Origin of the sequence: Streptomyces sp. NBC_01808 (assembly GCF_035917395.1) — a bacterium.
GTDB lineage: Bacteria > Actinomycetota > Actinomycetes > Streptomycetales > Streptomycetaceae > Streptomyces.
This window is the reverse complement of record NZ_CP109072.1, coordinates 6,120,110-6,139,559: the sequence shown is the minus strand read 5'-3', so window position 1 is coordinate 6,139,559 and position 19,450 is coordinate 6,120,110. Positions and strand designations below refer to the sequence as shown.

The 19,450-nt window shown below is 73.0% G+C and carries 16 protein-coding genes; 8 read left to right on the top strand and 8 right to left on the bottom strand.

Annotated elements, in window-relative coordinates; all coding sequences use genetic code 11:
* Window positions 1-18: 18 nt before the first annotated feature.
* A complete protein-coding gene (locus OG946_RS27265; protein ID WP_326798630.1) occupies window positions 19-1,719 on the bottom strand; it encodes an acyl-CoA mutase large subunit family protein in 1,701 nt (566 codons plus the stop codon).
* 152 nt (window positions 1,720-1,871) lie between these two features.
* On the opposite strand from OG946_RS27265, the gene OG946_RS27260 reads away from it, so the two are divergent.
* Window positions 1,872-2,213 (top strand): DUF3817 domain-containing protein, encoded by a 342-nt coding sequence (locus OG946_RS27260; RefSeq protein ID WP_047018186.1) that lies wholly within the window; start codon window positions 1,872-1,874, stop codon window positions 2,211-2,213.
* Between the two features lie 62 nt (window positions 2,214-2,275).
* On the opposite strand, the gene OG946_RS27255 is transcribed toward OG946_RS27260, so the two are convergent.
* Together OG946_RS27255 and OG946_RS27250 are read right to left on the bottom strand one after the other, a co-directional pair.
* Window positions 2,276-2,782, bottom strand: a complete 507-nt coding sequence (locus OG946_RS27255; protein WP_326798629.1) for a MarR family winged helix-turn-helix transcriptional regulator — start codon at window positions 2,780-2,782, stop codon at window positions 2,276-2,278.
* 21 nt (window positions 2,783-2,803) lie between these two features.
* Entirely contained in the window at window positions 2,804-4,141 is a 1,338-nt protein-coding gene (locus tag OG946_RS27250) for an MFS transporter (protein WP_326798628.1), read from the bottom strand.
* Between the two features lie 78 nt (window positions 4,142-4,219).
* On the opposite strand from OG946_RS27250, the gene OG946_RS27245 reads away from it, so the two are divergent.
* Both OG946_RS27245 and OG946_RS27240 read left to right on the top strand, forming a co-directional pair.
* A complete protein-coding gene (locus OG946_RS27245; RefSeq protein ID WP_326798627.1) occupies window positions 4,220-5,212 on the top strand; it encodes an ArsR/SmtB family transcription factor in 993 nt (330 codons plus the stop codon).
* 120 nt (window positions 5,213-5,332) lie between these two features.
* Window positions 5,333-6,340, top strand: a complete 1,008-nt coding sequence (locus tag OG946_RS27240; protein WP_326798626.1) for a glycoside hydrolase family 6 protein — start codon at window positions 5,333-5,335, stop codon at window positions 6,338-6,340.
* Window positions 6,341-6,513: 173 nt separating this feature from the next.
* Here the strand turns inward: OG946_RS27240 and OG946_RS27235 are convergent, their stop codons facing one another.
* The 3 genes from OG946_RS27235 to OG946_RS27225 form a co-directional block, all read right to left on the bottom strand.
* Window positions 6,514-8,448 carry a kelch motif-containing protein gene (locus tag OG946_RS27235; RefSeq protein ID WP_326798625.1) on the bottom strand — a complete coding sequence of 645 codons (1,935 nt, stop codon included), beginning with the start codon at window positions 8,446-8,448 and terminating at the stop codon, window positions 6,514-6,516.
* A gap of 3 nt (window positions 8,449-8,451) precedes the next feature.
* A complete protein-coding gene (locus OG946_RS27230; RefSeq protein WP_326798624.1) occupies window positions 8,452-10,413 on the bottom strand; it encodes a glycosyltransferase family 2 protein in 1,962 nt (653 codons plus the stop codon).
* A 132-nt stretch (window positions 10,414-10,545) separates the two neighbouring features.
* Window positions 10,546-10,890 carry a DUF3817 domain-containing protein gene (locus tag OG946_RS27225; RefSeq protein ID WP_125937252.1) on the bottom strand — a complete coding sequence of 115 codons (345 nt, stop codon included), beginning with the start codon at window positions 10,888-10,890 and terminating at the stop codon, window positions 10,546-10,548.
* 119 nt (window positions 10,891-11,009) lie between these two features.
* On the opposite strand from OG946_RS27225, the gene OG946_RS27220 reads away from it, so the two are divergent.
* The 3 genes from OG946_RS27220 to OG946_RS27210 are packed head-to-tail and all read left to right on the top strand — an operon-like array spanning window position 11,010 to window position 13,012.
* On the top strand, window positions 11,010-11,648 hold the full coding sequence (locus OG946_RS27220) for an AIM24 family protein (RefSeq protein ID WP_078898453.1): 639 nt from the start codon (window positions 11,010-11,012) through the stop codon (window positions 11,646-11,648).
* Window positions 11,649-12,299, top strand: a complete 651-nt coding sequence (locus OG946_RS27215; RefSeq protein WP_326798623.1) for an AIM24 family protein — start codon at window positions 11,649-11,651, stop codon at window positions 12,297-12,299.
* A gap of 23 nt (window positions 12,300-12,322) precedes the next feature.
* The gene (locus OG946_RS27210) at window positions 12,323-13,012 is read left to right on the top strand and encodes an AIM24 family protein (RefSeq protein ID WP_326800378.1); all 690 of its coding nucleotides are present in this window, start codon (window positions 12,323-12,325) and stop codon (window positions 13,010-13,012) included.
* Between the two features lie 62 nt (window positions 13,013-13,074).
* Here OG946_RS27210 and meaB read toward each other — a convergent pair whose 3' ends face one another.
* Together meaB and OG946_RS27200 are read right to left on the bottom strand one after the other, a co-directional pair.
* Complete coding sequence (meaB, locus tag OG946_RS27205; protein WP_326798622.1) at window positions 13,075-14,037, bottom strand: methylmalonyl Co-A mutase-associated GTPase MeaB; 963 nt, start codon at window positions 14,035-14,037, stop codon at window positions 13,075-13,077.
* 98 nt (window positions 14,038-14,135) lie between these two features.
* Window positions 14,136-15,344: an acetyl-CoA C-acetyltransferase gene (locus OG946_RS27200; protein ID WP_326798621.1), complete on the bottom strand. Its 1,209-nt coding sequence runs from the start codon at window positions 15,342-15,344 to the stop codon at window positions 14,136-14,138.
* Window positions 15,345-15,477: 133 nt separating this feature from the next.
* Between OG946_RS27200 and mce the strand changes: the two genes are divergently transcribed.
* Together mce and scy are read left to right on the top strand one after the other, a co-directional pair.
* Window positions 15,478-15,915, top strand: coding sequence for a methylmalonyl-CoA epimerase (gene mce / locus OG946_RS27195; protein WP_326798620.1), 438 nt, complete (start codon window positions 15,478-15,480; stop codon window positions 15,913-15,915).
* A 153-nt stretch (window positions 15,916-16,068) separates the two neighbouring features.
* Complete coding sequence (gene scy / locus OG946_RS27190) at window positions 16,069-19,443, top strand: polarized growth protein Scy (RefSeq protein WP_326798619.1); 3,375 nt, start codon at window positions 16,069-16,071, stop codon at window positions 19,441-19,443.
* Window positions 19,444-19,450: the final 7 nt, after the last annotated feature.

Genomic DNA, 19,450 nt, shown 5'->3' with positions numbered 1-19,450 from the left:
AGCCCGCGCGCGTACGGGTCAGAAGGCGGCCGGCTCGGTGTAGACGCCCCACTCGTCGCGCAGCGCGTCGCAGATCTCGCCGAGCGTGGCCTCGGCCCGTACCGCCGCGAGCATCGGCTCGATCATGTTGCCGCCGTCCCGGGCGGCCGTGAGCATGTCCGCCAGCGCGGCGCGCACCCGCGCATCGTCGCGGGCGCCCTTGCGGACGGCCAGCGTGCGCACCTGCTCGCGCTCCACCTCGTGGCTGACCCGCAGGATCTCCAGGTCGCCGGTGACGGAGCCGGTGTGGCAGTTGACGCCGACGATCTTCTTGTCGCCCTTCTCCACCGACCGCTGGTAGCGGAAGGCCGACTCGGCGATCTCGCCGGTGAACCAGCCGTCCTCGATGCCGCGCAGGATCCCGGACGTGATCGGCCCGATGGGGTGCCGCCCGTCGGGGTGGGCGCGCCGGCCGCGCTCGCGGATCTGCTCGAAGATCTTCTCCGCGTCGGCCTCGATCCGGTCGGTGAGCTGCTCGACGTACCAGGACCCGCCGAGGGGGTCGGCGACGTTCGCGACGCCGGTCTCCTCCATCAGCACCTGCTGGGTGCGCAGCGCGATCTCCGCGGCCCGCTCGCTGGGCAGCGCCAGGGTCTCGTCCAGGGCGTTGGTGTGCAGCGAGTTGGTGCCGCCGAGGACCGCGGCCAGCGCCTCGACGGCGGTGCGCACCACGTTGTTGTACGGCTGCTGGGCGGTCAGCGAGACGCCCGCGGTCTGGGTGTGGAAGCGCAGCCACTGCGCCTTCTCGCTGCGCGCCCCGTACACGTCGCGCAGCCAGCGGGCCCAGATGCGGCGCGCGGCGCGGAACTTGGCGATCTCCTCGAAGAAGTCGACGTGGGCGTCGAAGAAGAAGGACAGCCCGGGGGCGAAGGCGTTGACGTCGAGCCCGCGGGACAGGCCCAGCTCCACGTAGCCGAAGCCGTCGGCGAGGGTGTACGCCAGCTCCTGCGCGGCCGTCGAGCCGGCCTCGCGGATGTGGTAGCCGGAGACGGACAGCGGCTTGTACGCGGGGATGCGCTCGGCGCAGTACTCCATCAGGTCGCCGATGAGGCGCAGGTGCGGCTCGGGCCGGAAGAGCCACTCCTTCTGCGCGATGTACTCCTTGAAGATGTCGGTCTGCAGTGTGCCGTTGAGCACGCCGGGGTCGACGCCCTGGCGCTCGGCGGCGACCAGGTACATACAGAAGACGGGGACCGCGGGGCCGCTGATCGTCATCGAGGTGGTGATGTCGCCCAGCGGGATGTCGCGGAAGAGCACCTCCATGTCGGCGGCGGAGTCGATGGCCACGCCGCAGTGCCCGACCTCGCCCAGGGCGTGCGGGTCGTCGGAGTCGCGGCCCATGAGGGTGGGCATGTCGAACGCGACGGACAGGCCGCCGCCGCCGGCGCCGAGGATGAGCTTGTAGCGCTCGTTGGTCTGTTCGGCGTTGCCGAAGCCGGCGAACTGGCGGATCGTCCACGTCCGGCCGCGGTAGCCGGTGGCGTACAGGCCGCGGGTATACGGGAACTCGCCGGGCCAGCCGATGCGCTCGAAGCCCTCGTAGACGTCCCCGGGGCGCGGGCCGTAGACCGGCTCGACCTCGTCGCCGGAGAGCGTGGTGAAGTCCGCCTCGCGCTTGCGGGCCGCGTCGTAACGCGCCTGCCAGCGGCGCCGGCCTTCTTCCATGGCCGCAGCATCCATGCCCGTACCGCCTCTCTCTGCGCGCGGATCGCGCGGCGCATTTAATAGGACGTCCTATTAAGTGTTGCATGCCCCGGGCCCGCGCGCGGCATACGCGGCCGGGGAGTGGGGGTGGTCACTGCGGGTTTCCGGCGGGGTTTAGGCTCGACGGCATGAAGAAGAGCGTCCTCACCCGCTACCGCACGATGGCGTACGTGACCGGCGTGCTCCTCGTCCTGCTGACCCTGGGCATGATCGGCAAGTACGCCCTGGACCTCTCCGGCGCGGACGGCTTCACGAAGGTCGTGAGCATCGCCCACGGCTGGCTGTACATCCTCTACCTGGTCTTCGCCTTCGACCTCGGCTCCAAGGCGAAGCTCCCGGTCGGCAGGCTGATCTGGGTGCTGCTCGCGGGGACGGTGCCGACGGCGGCGTTCTTCGTGGAGCGGAAGCTCACCCGGCAGGTCGAGCCGCTGGTCGTCCGCGAGGGCGAGCCGGCGGCGGCGAAGGCGTAGGCAGGCGCGGGAAGGCGCAGGCGCAGGAAGGCTGAGCAGGCGCCGGCGCGCGGCCTGGCGGACTACTGCTCGAAGTCGCCCGCGGCTATCCGCAGCGGGCGGAGCATGGCGAAGATCTCCGCGCACTGCTCCTCGTCGTACGCGCTGAGCCCGAAGTCCATCGCCATCAGATCGCGGGTCGCCTGCTCGACGACCTCGCGGCCCCGGTCGGTGATCGACGCAAGCGTGCCGCGGCCGTCGTTGGGGTTGGGCCGCTTGGCCACGTAGCCGGACCTGACCAGCCGGTCGACGGTGTTGGTCACCGACGTCGGGTGCACCATCAGACGCTCGCCGATCTTCGACATCGCCAGCTCGCCGGCCTTGGAGAAGGTGAGCAGCACCAAAGCCTCGTAGCGCGCGAAGGTCAGCCCGTACGGCTTGACGACGGCGTCGACCTGCGCCAGCAGGATCTGGTGGGCGCGCATCACCGAAGTGATGGCCCCCATCGCGGGCACGGCTCCCCAGCGCTGGCGCCAGAGTTCATCGGCGCGCGCGATGGGGTCGAACGACAGGCTCAGCGGCTTCGGCACGTCGCCGACCCTACCGCCCGGTCACGTCGCGGTCAGCCCGGTCTCACCCTTCGGTCTGGTCCTGCGCACTTCCAGACAGACCAGCAGCGAGCACACCGTGCCCGTCACGCCGACCGCGGCGACGGCCAGGTGCACCGGGGCGAACTCCGCGACCGCACCCGCGCCCGCCATGCCCACCCCCTGCAGCGTCATCAGCCCGGCGGTCTGGAGCGTCATCGCCCGGCCGCGCATCTCCTCGGGCACGGCGGCGACGAACCACTGGTCGAGGCCGAGCGAGTACGAGATGCCGAAGCCGGTGAGCACCAGCAGCGGCAGCGCCCAGCCGAAGGACGGGTGCGTCACGAAGCCGATCGCGGGCACCGTCGCGAGCACCGCCACCGGGAAGACGATGCGTTCCCGGCCGCGCGGCCCGAGCAGCGACCCGGCCAGGATCTCGCTGGTGACCGCGCCGATCGGCATGCCGGTCATGAGCAGGCCGAGCCCGAGGGCGCCGATGCCGAGGTCGTCCGCGTACGCGGCGGCCAGCGCCTCGGGGGCGACGACGAAGGTCGGCGGGATCCAGGTGAGCAGCAGCAGTGCCCGGATGCGGCGGTCGCGCAGGAAGGTGCCGGCGGCGGCGAGCGAGGCGCCGACGGTGCTCGTGCGGCCGGGTGCCCCCGCGGTGCCCCCGGCGGCGATACGGGCCGGGCGGGCGCGGGTGCCGAAGCGCAGCACCAGCGCCGAGCCGAGCAATCCCAGCGCCGTCAGCGTCAGCGTCGCGCGCGGGGAGAACGCCGCCAGCAGCCCGCCGAGGGCGAAGCCGACGAGCTGCGCCGCCTGCGCGGTGAGCCGGATGACGGAGCGGCCGAGGACGAACCGGTCGCCGGTGCCGAGGATGTCGGCCAGCGTGGCGATCCGGGTGCCGGTGAAGACCGGCGAGATGACACCAGCGACGCAGCGCAGCGCCAGCAGCACGGCGACGGGCATGCCGGGCAGCACCATCGCGGCGAAGCAGGCGGCGGCGAGCAGGTCGCAGGTCACCAGCACCCGGCGGGCCGGGAGGCGGTCGGCGATCGAGGACAGCAGGGTCCCGCCGACGAGGTACGGCAGCAGGCCGACGCCCAGGGTGAGCGCGCTCAGCAGCGGGGATCCGGTGCGGTCGTAGACGAGGACGGTCAGCGCGATGGCCGCGACGACCTCGCCGAGGATCGACATGACGTGCGCGACGAAGACGAAGCGGAACTCGCGGACGCGGAAGACGTCGGCGTAGCGGGCGCGCGGGGCGGCGGCGCCGGCGGAGGCGGGGGCGTCGCCCGGGCCGGACGGCAGGGCCGCGGGCACGGGCGCGGCCGTGCCGTCCGGGGCTGTGGTGTCGCTCATCACCGGAGCCTCGCCCGCTGCCGGGGCGGGGCCGTAGTCTTTCGGCGCCAGCCGAATCAGTCAGCCAGGAGGGCCACCGTGCCGGTGTACATGCGCTTCGGCCCCGACGACCTGCTGCGCTGCCGCTTCGCGATCTCCCCGGTCTTCGAGACCCACGAGGCGATACGGACGCTGCGCCGCACCGAACGCCACGCCTACCACCGGCCGTGGCTGAACCGGCTCGGCGAGGCCGCCGCCCGGCTCGACCTCGAACCACTGTGGATCTTCATGCCGCACGCCCGCCCCGGTTACACGCCGGACTTCCTCGGCGGACCGCCGCAGGCGGCGTACACCTCGGTCGCCGACGGTCTCGCCCAGTTGCGCGCCACCGACCCGGCGCTGGCGCACGCGGAGATGACCCTGTCGTTCAGCACCATCCCCGGCGCCGCCGAGTCCCCGCTCGGCCGCAAGCTGCTCGACGACCCGGCCGCCGCGATCGACCTGATGGCGGACGTCACGGAGCGCGCCTGGCACGCACTGGTCGAGCCGTTCTGGCCGCGGCTGCACGACCTGCTGGAGGCGGACATCGACTTCCGCGCCCGGCAACTGGCCTCCGCGGGCCTGGGCGAGTTGTTCGCGCTGCTGCACAACCGGCTGTCGTACGAGGACGGCCTGCTGACCGTACGGACCAAGCACCACTACCGCTACGAGCGCGACCTCGCCGGCGACGGCCTGCTGCTGATGCCCAGCGCCTTCGTCTGGCCGGACGTGGTGACCGGCTTCCAGCCGCCCTGGCAGCCCACCGTCATCTACCCCGCCCGCGGCGTCGGCACCCTGTGGGCGGAGCCGGGCCCGGAGGCGGCGCAGGCGCTGGCGCGGCTGCTCGGCGCCGGCCGGGCCGCGGTCCTCGCCGCGCTCGACGAGCCGGCCTCCACCTCCGCGCTGGCCCGCCGCCTCGGCCTGGCCCCCTCCTCGGTCTCCGCGCACCTGACCGTGCTGAAGGCGGCGGGACTGCTGACGTCCCACCGCGAGCGCCACCGCGTGCTCTACGAGCGCACGCCGGTCGGCGGCGCGCTGGCCGCGGGCGGCTGACGCCCATCCGGACGCCCCGGGACCGCGGCACCGACCGCACGGGCGCGGCTTCCGTGGCGAAAGATCCGCTCATGTCACGATCGACGGGTTCTGTTCGGTCGCCTCCCGCGGGAGAAGTGCATGTCGGCGCGGATCCGTACGCTCATCAGCCTCCTGCTCCTCGGGGTCCTGCTCGGCTGCACGCCCGATGGCGGCGACGGGGAGGGGGCCGGGCCACGGGACGGCGAGGAGGCGCGGCCGGCCTCGGCGGCGAAGACGCCGTTCTGGGTGGATCCCGGCTCCCCGGCGGCCCGCCAGGTGCAGGCGTGGAAGCAGCAGGGGCGGGCGGAGGACGCCGCGCTGCTGGAGCGGATCGCGAGCCGGCCGGTCGCCGAGTGGCCCGCGGGGCACGACCCCGTCGGCGACGTGCGCAACGCGGTACGCGGCGCGGAGGCGGACGGCCGCACCGCGGTGCTCGTGGCGTACAACATCCCGCACCGCGACTGCGGCCAGCATTCCGCGGGCGGCGCCGCGGACGCCGCCGCGTACGAGCAGTGGATCGGCTCCTTCGCCGACGGCATCGGCGACGCGAAGGCGCTGGTGATCCTCGAACCCGACGCCATCCCGCACGTCGTGGACGGCTGCACCCCGCCGGAGCTGCACGAGGAGCGCTACCGGCTGATCTCCGGGGCCATCGCCCGGCTCAAGCAGCACCCGGGCGTCAAGGTCTACCTCGACGCCGGCAACTCCTCCTGGATCGCCGACCCGGGCAAGCTCGCCCACGCGCTGCGGCAGGCCGGCATCGGCGCGGCCGACGGCTTCGCGCTCAACGTCTCCAACTTCCAGCGCACCGGAGAGCAGCTCGCCTACGGCCGCCGGCTCTCCGAGCAGTTGGACGGCGCCCACTTCGTCGTCGACACCAGCCGCAACGGCAACGGCCCGCTCTCCGGCGCCCCGGACGAGGTGTGGTGCAACCCGCCGGGCCGGGCGCTCGGCGAGCCGCCGACGACGCGGACCGGCGACGAGCGGGCCGACGCGTTCCTCTGGGTCAAGCGCCCCGGGGAGTCGGACGGACCGTGCCGCGGGGGCCCCAGGGCCGGCACGTGGTGGCCGGACTACGCCCTGGGCCTGGCCCGCCGCGCGGGCTGAGCGCCCCGGCGCGTACGGGCGGCACGACCCGCCGCACGAGCGGCAGACGCCCCGTACGAGCGGGAGGACGCTCCCCGTACGAGCGGTAGGCGCCCCCGGACCACCGGAAGGCGCCTGGCCGCGGGCTGGTACGCCGGCGGGGCCGAGGGGCAGCGGCCCCGCCGACGGGCTTGTCAGGGCACGTGCACCCACTTCGCCTCGGACGGCACGCCCTTGCCGTCGGCGACGAAGAGCATGTACCAGCCGGGCGGCACCAGGCTCGGGTCCGCCGGCACCGTCACCGTCACCTTCCCGGGGCTCTTCTTCACGGCCAACTGGATCGAGCGCTGCTCGACGTCCGTGACGTGGGTGACGGAACCCGGCCGGATCAGCCGCGCCTTCGCCACCCGCCCGGCCCCCCCGACCTCGTACGTCGCCTCCTGCCCGCGCCCCGGCCGCTCGGGGCCCGCGCCGATCGACAGCCGCTTGCCGTCCTCGGCCTGGTGCAGATACGGCGGGGTGAAGATCTCGATGCGCTTCTCGAAGGTGCCGGGCATGGTGTTGGCCTTGTCGCCGAAGAGGGAGTCGGAGCCGAAGGTGGCCACCCGGCCGTCGGGCAGCAGCACGGCCTCGGAGTGGTAGTTGCGGCCGACCTTCGGATCGGCGGCGCGGGTGAAGGAGTTGGTGCCCGGGTCGTAGAACTGGGCCTTGTGGATGTCGCTGTCGCCGCGGCCGCGGTAGTCGGCGGAGCCGCCGCTGGTGAAGACCGTGTCGTCCGGCATGATCACGCTGTTGAGGTACCGGGTGCCCTGCGGCAGTTCGGGGCCGTCCGCGTACGCCGGCCGGTCCTTGGTCAGGTCGATGATCGAGGTGCGCGGCGTCGACTTCGCCGACTCCCCCACCCCGCCGCCGCCGAGCACCATGACCTTCTGGTCCTGCGCGGGCGGCAGCAGCAGCGAGCCGGCGGTCTCCAGTTGGTCGGGGTCGGTCATGCCGGGCACGGTGGTGAAGGAGTTGTCCCTCAGGTCCCAGATCCCGGGCTTGCGGCCGCGGTCGGCCGGGCCGTAACCGGCGTTGGCGCCGGAGTAGAAGAGCTTGCCCCCCGCGGTGAGGAAGAGCGCGGGGTACGTCGGGAAGTAGCGGTTCGGCGCCTTGGCCCACTTCTTGGTCTTCGGGTCGTAGACCTCGTTGTCGCCGTAGAGGATCTCGCCCGACTCGTCGAGGCCGGAGACCGAGAGGACCTTGCCGTCGGGCAGCGTCACGAGGGTGGGGTACCAGCGGGCCTTGTCCATCGGGTCGACGCGCACGTAGCGCTCCTGGACCGGGTCGAACTCGAAGGTGTCCTTGATCCCCTGGAAGTCCTGCTTGTCCATGGTGAGCTTCTGCGCCAGGCCGTAGACGTTGTCCGCCTGCTTGCCCGTCAGGCCCTCGACGGCGTACTGCGCCTGCCGGTCCTGGATGTAGCCGCGGCCCTCCTCCTCGGCCTCGACGAAGACGTTGGCCTCGGCGGCCGTGACGACCGTCTTCTTGCCGCGCTTGGCGGTCTTCTTCTCCGCGGCCGGGACGGTGACGGCGGCGGTGGTGCGGTAGACGAGCCCGGAGGGGGCGATGAAGCCGGTGCCCTTCTTGAGCCTGGCGGGTTTGTCCGGGTTCTCGTTCTTCACCAGCATCCGGCCGCCGGCGCGCTCGACGTCGCCGTCGAGGAGTTCGTAGCGGGCGGTGCCGCCGGCGACCAGCAGCCGGCCGTCGGCGAGCTGGGTGTGGCCGGCGCAGAACAGGTCGGCGGGGGTGCGTATCTCCTGGTAGCTGTTCTTCTGCGGGTCCCACAGGATGGTGCGGAAGGTGCCGGCGTCGAACTGCTTCTGGTCGTTGCCCGAACCGGCGATGAGCAGCACCTTGCCGGTGTGCAGCAGCGTGGCGTGGATGGCGTTGAGGTGGTACGAGTCCGGGGTGTCCTGCACCTGCCAGGAGCCGAACTCCCGCTGGTAACCCGGCCGGGATATTCGGTACTCGTGGTACTGCTCCTCGGCGAAGCCGATGGCCGCGGGGGCGTTGAGTGCCGCCAGCACCAGGACCACGCCCGCGCCTATCGCCGCCTTCTTGAACCGTTTGCCGGGCCGGTACCCCATGGATCAGCTCCTCCCGCTCGTCGTCGCAGTGGTGGTCGCCGTGGCCGCCGTCGCCGTCGTCGCGGTGGAAGTCGTCGCGGTGGCCGTGGCCGTGGCCGTGGTCGCGGTGGAGGCGGTGGAGGCGGCGGCGGCGGGGGCCGGTGCCGCGGCACTGCCGGCGCCCGCGCCCGCGTCCTCGGCCGCCCTGGCCGGCTTCCACAGCCGCGTCCGCAGCCCCCTGGCCCGGCCGCGTACGGCAGCGGCGGCGGCCACCGCCGCCCGGCGCCTGACGTCCTCGCGCCGGTTCGCGCTCCGTACCTGCCACGAGGACCAGAGCCAGATCGCCGCCGGCGCGAGCGAGAGGCACACCCCGAGCACCGTCCAGGTGCGCATCGCGACGTGCGTGTGGCCCAGCACCACCGACGCCAGGAACGAGACCGCGAGGACCCCCGCCCAGAAGAAGTGGATGCGGAACGTCGCCAGCCGGTCGGGGCTCGCGTCGCCGCCCTTGGGCGTGACCACGAAGCGGCACGGCCGGCGCAGCACCGCCGCCTTGAAGGAGGTGAAGTAGATCGGCGCCGACATCGCCGACATCAGCATCCCGGCGAGGCCGCCGGAGCCCTCGGGCTCGTGCGGCGAGACGTTGTGCCGCCGGTTCCACAGGTAGAGGCCGATCTGCAGGGCCGCCGCGTCGCTGTAGAGCATCAGCCAGATCGGGGCCGGCACCTGGGTCCCGGAGGAGCCGAGCCAGAGGAAGAGGGTGCAGCTCAGCGCGCCGAGGAGCCAGTTGACCGCGGTCATCGGGTAATAGACGAGCATGAGCGAGTAGTTGAGGAGCCGCGGGAGGGGGAAGCGCCCCTTGCCGCGCCCGTACTGGCCGATGAGCGTCTCGTACGTGCCGCGCGACCAGCGCAGTTGCTGGGTGAAGAAGTCGGTCCAGGAGCTGGGACCCTCGCCGACGGCCAGCACGTCCGGGGTGTAGACCGACGACCAGTGCCGGCCGGTGGCCGGGTTGCGGGTGCGGTGCAGCTCGAAGCCGGTGGCCATGTCCTCGGTGATCGAGTCGTAGAGGCCGCCGATCTGCCGGAGCGCGGTGATGCGTACGGCGTTGTTGGTGCCGACGAACATGGGCGAGCCGTAGGCGTTGCCGGCGCGCTGGATCAGCGCGTGGAAGAGGTACTGCTGGCTCTCCGCGAACTTGGTGACGGCGGTGTCGTAGTTGCCGTAGACCTGCGGGCCGACGACGAAGGCGACGTCGGGGTCGCGGAAGTAGCCGAGCATCCGCTCCAGGTAGTTCGGCAGCGGCACGTGGTCGGTGTCGACCGAGGCGAAGAAGTCGTAGCCGTCGCCGTACGCGGCGATCCAGGCGTTGTAGTTCCCGTGCTTGGTCTTCGCACGGTGCGGGCCCTCCTCGGCGTTCCACTGCGGCACGCCCTTGCGGCTGAAGTGCCGTACGCCCAGCTCCGCGCAGAGCGCCCGGGCCTCGGGGTCGTCGCCCTCGTCCAGCAGCCAGACGTCCAGCGGTCCGTCGTGCCGCAGCGCGACCGCGCCGGTGAGCGTGGCGCGCACCATGGCGATGGGTTCCTTGCCCGGCACGTACGTGGTGAGGAACGCGACCCGGGTGCCGGGCTCCGCGGTGACCGGGACCGGGTCCCGGGCGACCATCGTGGCGTGCGCGATCGAGACGACGTTGACCAGCCGGAACGACTCGATCAGCCCGATCGATATGAGCATGACCGCGTCCGCGGTGAGCAGCCAGGGCGGGGCGCCGGTGCGCTCGGTCCAGTGCGAGGGCCAGACGAGGTAGAGCAGCAGGGCGCAGGACAGCAGCGGCGCGAGGGCCATGAGCAGGACCGCCCGGACGCGGTGGGGCTCACGGGAGAGCAGGCGCGTGTAGCGCACCCGGTAGGGGCGGGACGGATCGGGATCCGTCAGCGGCCCCGCGAGGCGGCTGAACTTCTCGTAGTCATAGCCTTCCGGCCGCACGGCCCCTCCGCAGATACGACAACGCCGACATATCCCACCAAAAGCGGAAATTGACTGCCTGTCGAACCGGGGAGGGCCGTGCGGGGGTTTCCGTCCCGCGAAGGGGCCGGACGGGGAGCCGGCGGGCGGCGGTCAGGTACCGACGACACCCTCGCGGCGGGCGCGGTCGGCGATGATCCCGGCCTCCAGCTCGCGGCGCAGCATGCGCTCGGCGACGAAGCCGCCGCCGGGCAGCACGGCGAGCACGAAGTACAGCGCCCCGCGCTTGAGCGGCCAGCGGGTGCGGTTCCAGGCGTCGGCGAGGAAGAGCACGTACCCGATGAAGAGCAGTCCGTGGATCATGCCCATCACCGGGACCGCGTCGAAGTCCGTCGTTCGCTTGAGCACGGAGCACACGAGCAGCAGGAGGAAGGAGACCGCCTCGGGGGCCGAGATCAGCCGGAGCCGGCGGAGTGCGGATGCGGTGTCGATGTCCACGGGAGAGCCTTCGGATCGTCCGGAATCCGGGGGATCTCCCCGGGCAAACTGGACCCCATTGTGTCAGCCGCTCATACCCGGCCTTCCGGGAGGGGTGGCCGAGCCGCTAGCGTCGCCCCGTGGCTCAGTTTCGACTGCAAGGCAGCAAGGTGCTGGCCGTGGACATGGCCGGCGACGCGGTGAAAGCGAAGAACGGCTCGATGGTCGCCTACGACGGCCAGATGGCGTTCAAGAAGCTCACGGGGGGCGGCGAGGGGATACGGGGGATGGTGACGCGCCGGCTGACCGGCGAGTCCATGGAGCTGATGGAGGTGAAGGGGCAGGGCACCTGCTACTTCGCCGACCGGGCCAGCGTGATCAATCTGGTCGGCCTCCAGGCCGACAAGCTGTACGTGGAATCGAGCAACCTGCTGGCGACCGACGGCGGGCTGAAGACGGGGACGAGTTTCACCGGGATGCGCGGCGCGAGTACCGGCACCGGGCTCTTCACCACCACGGTGGAGGGCACCGGACAGGCGGCGATCATGTCGGACGGGCCCGCGGTGGTGCTGCGGGTGACGCCGGGCACGCCGCTGGTCGTCGACCCGGGCGCGTACGTCGCGCACACCGGGCACGTGCAGCAGCACTTCCAGTCCGGCGCCACGTTCCGCACCCTCATAGGCGAGGGGGGCGGCGAGGGGTTCCAGATCCGCTTCGAGGGGGACGGGCTGGTCTACGTACAGCCCAGCGAGCGCAACACGGTGGGGGGTGCGGTCTAGATGCCGTTCCGGATGCTCAATTCGAAGATCGCCGAGGCGCAGGTGCTGCCCGGCCAGACGATGTTCAGCCAGCGGGGGGCGATGCTCGCGTACACCGGGCAGGTCAGGTTCACGCCCAATATCCAGGGCGGCCAGGGCGGGCTGACCTCGATGATCGGCCGCCGGGTGGCGAACGAGGCGACGCCGCTGATGACCGTCGAGGGCTCGGGCACGGTGATGTTCGGGCACGGCGGCCACGAGGTGCACGTGATCGAGATGGCCGGCGACACCCTGTACGTGGAGGCCGACCGGCTGCTGGCCTTCGACGGCTCGCTCCAGCAGGGCACCATGTTCATGGGCTCGCAGGGCGGCGTCATGGGCATGGTCCGCGGCCAGGTCACCGGACAGGGCCTCTTCACCACCACCCTCGCCGGCCACGGCGCGGTGGCGGTGATGGCCCACGGCGGCGTGCTGGAACTGCCGATCACCCCGCAGCGCCCGGTGCACGTCGACCCGCAGGCGTACGTCGCCCACCGCGGCCAGGTGCAGAACAAGCTCTCCACCGCGCTCGGCTGGCGCGACATGGTGGGCCGCGGCTCCGGCGAGGCGTTCCAACTGGAACTGTCGGGCAACGGCACGGTCTACGTGCAGGCATCGGAGGAGAAGCTGTGACCGCCGGACCCGTCGTCCACGACATGAACACGCTGCCGCGCAACGACAACGTCCACCCGTACGCCTTCAGCGTCGCGCTGAACGGGCAGTGGTTCCTGCAGAAGGGGAAGATGATCGCCTACTACGGGCAGATCTCCTTCGAGGGCGTCGGCCACGGGGCGTTCGACGGGCTGGTGGCCGGGAGCTTCCACTCGCCGCTGCACGCCGCGGACTGGGTGGTGGCGCGGGGCAGCGGCGTGATGGTGCTCGCGGACCGGGCGTTCGACGTCAACTCCTTCGACCTGGACGACGGCAACCTCACGATCCGCTCCGGGAACCTGCTCGCGTTCGAGCCGGGTCTGGAGCTGAAGCAGTCCATCGTGCCGGGCTTCCTGACGCTGATCGGCACGGGCAAGTTCGTCGCCGTCTCCAACGGCGCCGTCGTCTTCGTCGAGCCGCCGATCCGGGTGGACCCGCAGGCGCTGGTGGGCTGGGCCGACTGCCCCTCGCCGTGCCACCACTACGACCACGGGTACATGCAGGGTCTCCTCGGCGGGATCCGCGCGATGACCGGCATCGGCGGCGCGTCCGGCGAGGAGCACCAGTTCCAGTTCACGGGCGCCGGGCAGGTGCTGCTGCAGTCGACCGAGACGATGCAGGCCGGGCTGGCGACGGGGGCCGTGCCGCACCAGCAGGGCGTGCCGGGCGGCACTCCCGCGGGGTACGGCAGGTAGCGGACGCGGGCGGAGCGCGTACGGACCGGGCCTCCGGTTCGTACGGCCCCCCGCCCGCGCGGTCAGCCGCCGGTGAGGCCCTCCAGCAGTTCGTCGGCGGCGGCGTACGGGTCCAGCTCGCCCGCGGTGATCCGCTCGGCGAGCGCCGAGAGCCGCCGGTCGCCGTGCAGGTCCGCGATGCGCTCGCGCAGCGCCGTGACCGCGATCGTCTCGACCTCCCCGGCCGCCCGCCGCAGCCGGCGCGCGGCCAGCACGCCGTGCTCCTCCATCCAGGCCCGGTGCTTCTCCAGCGCCTCGACGACCTCGTCGGTGCCCTCGTCGCGGGCGGCGACGGTCCTGACGATGGGCGGGCGCCAGTCGCCGGGGGCGCGGGCCTCGCCGAGGCCGAGCATGTGGTTCAGCTCGCGGGCGGTGGCGTCGGCGCCGTCGCGGTCGGCCTTGTTCACCACGTACACGTCGCCGATCTCCAGGATCCCGGCCTTGGCCGCCTGGATGCCGTCGCCCATGCCGGGCGCAAGCAGCACCACGCAGGTGTCGGCCTGCCCGGCGATGTCCACCTCCGACTGCCCGACGCCGACGGTCTCCACCAGCACCACGTCGCAGCCGGCGGCGTCCAGCACGCGGATCGCCTGCGGCGCGGACCAGGCGAGCCCGCCGAGGTGGCCGCGGGTGGCCATGGAGCGGATGTAGACGCCGGGGTCGGAGGCGTGCGCGCCCATCCGCACCCGGTCGCCGAGCAGCGCCCCGCCGGAGAACGGCGAGGAGGGGTCGACGGCCAGCACGCCGACCCGCTTGCCGCGCCTGCGGTACGCGGTGACCAGGGCAGAGGTGGACGTGGACTTGCCGACGCCGGGCGCTCCGGTGAGCCCGACGACGTAGGCGCGGCCGGCCAGCGGGGCGAGGGCGGCCATCACCTCCCGCAGGTGCGGCGACGCGCCCTCGACCAGGGTGATGAGCCGGGCGACGGCCCGCGGGCTGCCCTCGCGGGCGGCGGCCACGAGCGCGGCTACGTCTGCGGCTGGCATGTGTGATCGCTCCTTGCGTCCGTACGGGGCCTGCTCCCCGGCCCCTCCCCTGCCCCGGTCACCGTACGGACCGGGCCGCCGCGCCCGTGGCGCCGGCCTCAGGCCCGCGGGACCCGCACCACCAGCGCGTCGCCCTGGCCGCCGCCCCCGCACAGGGCGGCCGCGCCGACGCCGCCGCCGCGGCGCTTCAGTTCGAGGGCGAGGTGCAGGACGAGCCGGGCGCCGGACGCCCCGATCGGGTGACCCAGCGCGATGGCGCCGCCGTTGACGTTCACCTTTTCGGGGGTGACGCCGAGGTCCTTCATGGACTGCACGGCAACGGCGGCGAAGGCCTCGTTGATCTCGATGAGGTCGAGGTCGCCGACGTCGATGCCCTCCTTCTTCAGCGCGTGCAGGATGGCGTTCGAGGGCTGGGACTGCAGGGAGTTGTCCGGGCCCGCCACGTTCCCGTGGGCGCCGATCTCGGCCAGCCAGGTCAGCCCCAGCTCCTCGGCCTTGGCACGGCTCATGACGACAACGGCGGCGGCGCCGTCGGAGATCTGCGAGGCGGTGCCTGCGGTGATCGTGCCGTCGGGCGCGAAGGCGGGGCGCAGCTTGGCCAGGCCCTCGGCGGTGGTGTCCGGGCGGATGCCCTCGTCGGTGTCGACGACGACGGCCGCACCCCTGCGCGCGGGCAGCTCGACCGGGGTGATCTCCTCGGCGAAGATCCCGCGCTCCCGCGCGTCGGCGGCCCGCTGGTGGGAGGCGGCGGCGAAGGCGTCCTGCGGCTCGCGGGCGATGCCGAGGCGGGCGTTGTGCTTCTCGGTGGACTCGCCCATGGCGATGCCCTCGAAGGAGTCGGTGAGCCCGTCGTGCGCCATGGAGTCGAGCATCTGCAGGGCGCCGTACTTCACGCCCTCGCGGGACTTCGGCAGCACGTGCGGGGCGTTGGTCATGGACTCCTGGCCGCCGGCGACGACGATGTCGAACTCGCCGGCGCGGATGAGCTGGTCGGCCAGGGCGATGGCGTCGAGCCCGGAGAGGCACACCTTGTTCACGGTCAGCGCGGGCACGCTCATCGGGATGCCCGCCTTGACCGCGGCCTGCCGGGCCGGGATCTGCCCGGCCCCGGCCTGGAGCACCTGCCCCATGATCACGTACTCCACCTGGCCGGCCGCGACGCCCGCACGCGCCAGGGCCGCCTCGATGGCGAAGCCGCCCAGATCCGCGCCGGAGAAGGCCCGCAGGGAGCCGAGGAGGCGCCCCATGGGGGTACGGGCGCCCGCGACGATCACGGACGTGGTGCCTGAAGTGCCGCTGCCAGTCATGCGCGTCCCCTTCGGGGGAGGAGTGAATGAGGGTTAACTTCAGCGTACTGAGCGGTTCGCGCCCGGGTCACGGTTCGTTCGGTGTGACCGTGCGCACGTTGCGTAACCTTCCCGGCGGCGGTGGACTGTGCGCATGCTGACGCGCATCGACCACATCGGAATCGCCTGTCATGACCTTGACGCCACCGTCGAGTTCTACCGCGCCACCTACGGCTTCGAGGTGTTCCACACCGAGGTCAACGAGGAGCAGGGGGTCCGCGAGGCCATGTTGAAGATCAACGACACGTCCGACGGCGGCGCCTCGTACCTGCAACTGCTCGAACCCATCCGCGAGGACTCCGCGGTCGGCAAGTGGCTGGCGAAGAACGGGGAGGGCGTCCACCACATCGCCTTCGGCACCCCGGACGTCGCCGCCGACGCCGCCGCCGTCCGTGACAAGGGCGTACGCGTCCTCTACGACGAGCCGCGGCGCGGCTCGATGGGCTCGCGGATCACCTTCCTGCACCCCAAGGACTGCCACGGCGTGCTGACGGAACTGGTCACTTCCGCATCGGCCGCGGGCGCACACTGACCTTTGATTCCCGTGGCCGGTAGAGTGCAGGGGGCCGCCCGCGTCCTGGGCGGCCCGATCATCTGACACCATCGATACCAGCACACGAACGCAGCACACGTCATCGCCATTGCCAGCAGGCAGAAACGACCCGGGGACGGATGGGACCGCGCAGTGCGGGGCTACGACCGCTACGAGCCTGACGCCGTCATGGACGGGCTCTCGCAGTTCGAGGCCGAGATCGAGCGGCTGAAGAAGGAGCGGGAGAAGGCCGTCCAGCACGCCGAGGACCTCGGCTACCAGGTCGAGGTGTTGCGCGCCAAGCTGCACGAGGCGCGCCGCGGACTCGGCGCCCGTACCTCCTTCGACAGCGCCTCGCACCAGGCCGAGCAGTTGCTGCGCAACGCCCAGGCCCAGGCAGACCAGTTGCGCGCCGACGTCGAGCGCGAGCTGCGCGAGGCCCGCGCCCAGGCGCAGCGGCTGCTCCAGGAGCACGCCGAGCGCCAGGCCCGGATGGAGGCCGACCTGCACGCCGAGGCGATCGCCCGGCGGCAGCGGCTGGACGAGGAGCTGGCGGAACGCCGCACCACCGTCGAGACCCACGTCAACGAGAACGTGTCGTGGGCCGAGCAGTTGCGCTCCCGTACCGAGGCGCAGGCCCGCCGGCTCATGGACGAGACCAGGACCGAGGCGGACCGGCTCATCGCCGCCGCCCGGGCCGAGGCGCAGCGCCAGTCGGAGCAGGCCCGCCAGCGGGTCGGCAGCGAGGCCGAGGCCGCCCGGGCGGAGGCCGACGATCTGCTGCGGCGCGCCCGCGCCGACGCCGAGCGGCTGCTGAACGCCGCGTCCACCCAGGCCCAGGAGGCCACCACCCACGCCGAGCAGTTGCGCAGTTCCTCGGCCGGCGAGGCGGAGGAGGCCCGCCGGGAGGCGGCCGAGGCGCAGCGCCGGGCCGAGGAGAAGCTGGCGGAGGCCGAGACCTCGCTGCGCGCCGCGCGCACCGAGGCGGACCGTCTGGTGGCGAAGGCCGAGGAGGCGGCGACCAAGAAGATCGCCGAGACCGAGGCGGGCGCGGACCAGCGGATGCGCACCACGCGCAACGAGATCGCGCGGCTGGTCGGCGAGGCCACCAAGGAGGCCGAGGCGATCAAGGCGGAGGCCGAGCAGGTGCGGGCCGACGCCCGTACCCAGGCAGAGGCCCTGATCGCGGAGGCCGAGGAGACGGCACGTACGCGCTCCGCGGAGGACAGCGCGAACGCCATCGCCAAGGCCGCCAAGACCGCGGAGGACGTGCTCAACAAGGCGTCCAAGCAGGCCGAGGACACCACCGCGGCCGCCGGCGAGGAGGCCGACCGGATCCGCCGCGAGGCGGAGGCCGAGGCCGAGCGGCTGCGGAACGAGGCCGCGGCGGCGGCCGAGCAGCTCAAGGGCGCGGCCAAGGACGACACCGAGGAGTTCCGGGCCAAGACGGTCGAGTTGCAGGGCGAGGCCCGGCGGCTGCGGGACGAGGCCGAGCAGTTGCGCGCGGAGGCCACCGCCGAGGGCGAGCGGATCCGCGGCGAGGCCCGCAGGGACGCGGTCGCGCAGATCGAGGAGGCGGCGAAGTCCGCCGAGGAGCTGCTCGCGAAGGCCGGCACGGACGCCGAGGAGCTGCGCGAGGCCGCGACGGCCGAGGGCGAGCGGGTACGGGGCGAGGCCGTGGAGCGGGCCGCGACGCTGCGCGAGCGGGCCGAGGAGGCGCTGGCCAAGGCCCGTACCGAGGCCGACGAGCTGCGCGCCGAGGGCGAGGCGCAGGCCGCGAAGATCACCGAGGCGGCGGCGGAGGCCGCGCGCAAGACCCGTACCGAGGCCGACGAGGCCGTCACCGCCCGCCGGGCCGAGGTGCAGACGGAGCTGGACCGGCTCCAGCAGGAGGCGGCCGCCCGGGTCACGGCCGCCGACGAGGCGCTGGCCGCGGCCCGCGGCGAGGCGGAGCGGATCCGCCGGGAGGCCGCGGAGGAGACCGAGCGGCTGCGCGCGGAGGCCGCGGAGCGGCTGCGTACGCTCCAGCAGCAGGCGCAGGCCGAGGCGACCCGGATGCGCGAGGAGGCCGCCGCGGAGACGGCCACGACCCGCGCCGAGGCCGAGGCCGCCGCCCAGCGGCTGCACGAGGACGCCACCGGCGAGTCCGAGCGGCTGCGGCGCGAGGCCCAGGAGGCGGCCGACCGGATCCGCTCGGAGGCGTCCGCCGCCGCCGAGCGGCTGGCGGCGGAGGCGCAGGAGGCGCTGACCGCGGCGCAGGAGGAGGCCGCGCGCCGGCGGCGCGAGGCGGAGGACATGCTGACCGCCGCCCGCGGCGAGGCGGAGCGCGAGCGTACGCAGGCCACCCGGCAGGCCGAGGAGCTGCTGGCCTCGGCCCGCAAGCGGGTCGAGGAGGCGCAGGCCGAAGCCGCCCGGGTCACCGAGGAGTCGGAGCGCCGGGCGCGCGAGCTGGTGACCGCGGCCGAGCAGACCGCCCAGCAGGTGCGGGACTCGGTCAGCGAACTGCGGGCGCAGGCCGACGAGGAGATCGCGGGCCTGCGGTCGGCCGCGGAGCACGCCGCGGCCACGCTGCGCCGGGAGACCAAGGAAGAGACGGACGCCGCCAAGGAGTTGGCGGAATCGACCGTCAACGACGCGCTAGCAGAAGCCGAACGCCTGCGTACCGAGGCGGAAAGGGTCCGGGACGAGTCCCGCGGCGATGCCGCGAAGCGCCGTACGGAGGCCGCGGAACAGGCCGACAAGCTGGTCGAGAAGGCGCACGAGGAGGCCACCAGGGCCACCGCGGCGGCCGAGGAGCAGGCCGACGTGATGGTCGCCGCCGCCCGCAAGGAATCCGATCGGCTGGTGCGCGACGCCACCTCGGAGGCGAGCGGTCTGGTGGAGAAGGCCCGCGCCGACGCCGACCGGATGCTGGAGGAGGCCCGCAGGGACTCCCACGCGATCCGCGAGCGCGCCGAGGAGTTGCGTACCCGCACGGAGGCCGAGACCGACGCGCTGCACGACCGCGCCCGGCGCGAGGCCGCCGAGGCCACCAAGGCTGCGGGCGAGCGCGTCGACAAGCTCGTCGCCGCAGCTCACGAGCAGCTCAACGCGGCCGAGGCGCGCGCCGAGCAGATGCTCACCGACGCCAAGGGCGAGGCAGGCAAGGTCCGTATCGCCGCGGTGAAGAAGGCGGAGGGGCTGCTCAACGAGGCCGAGCAGAAGCAGGCCGAGGCGTTCGAGGCGGCCGAGCGGACGAAGGCCGAGGCGCGCGCGGAGGCCAAGCGGATGGTCGACGAGGGCCGCCGCGAGCTGGAGTTGATCACCCGCAGACGCGAGGACATCAACGCGGAGATCTCCCGCGTGCAGGACGTCCTCGAAGCCCTGGAGTCCTTCGAGAGCCCCGGCGCCGCGGGGGCGAACGGCAAGGACGCCAAGGATGGCAAGAACAGCCAGGTCAGCAAGGGGAAGGACGGCGGCGGGAAGGCCCCCGCCGCCGCTGCGGCCCGGTCGGGGAGCAAGCAGTCCGGTGGCAGACCACTCGATTGAGCGGACA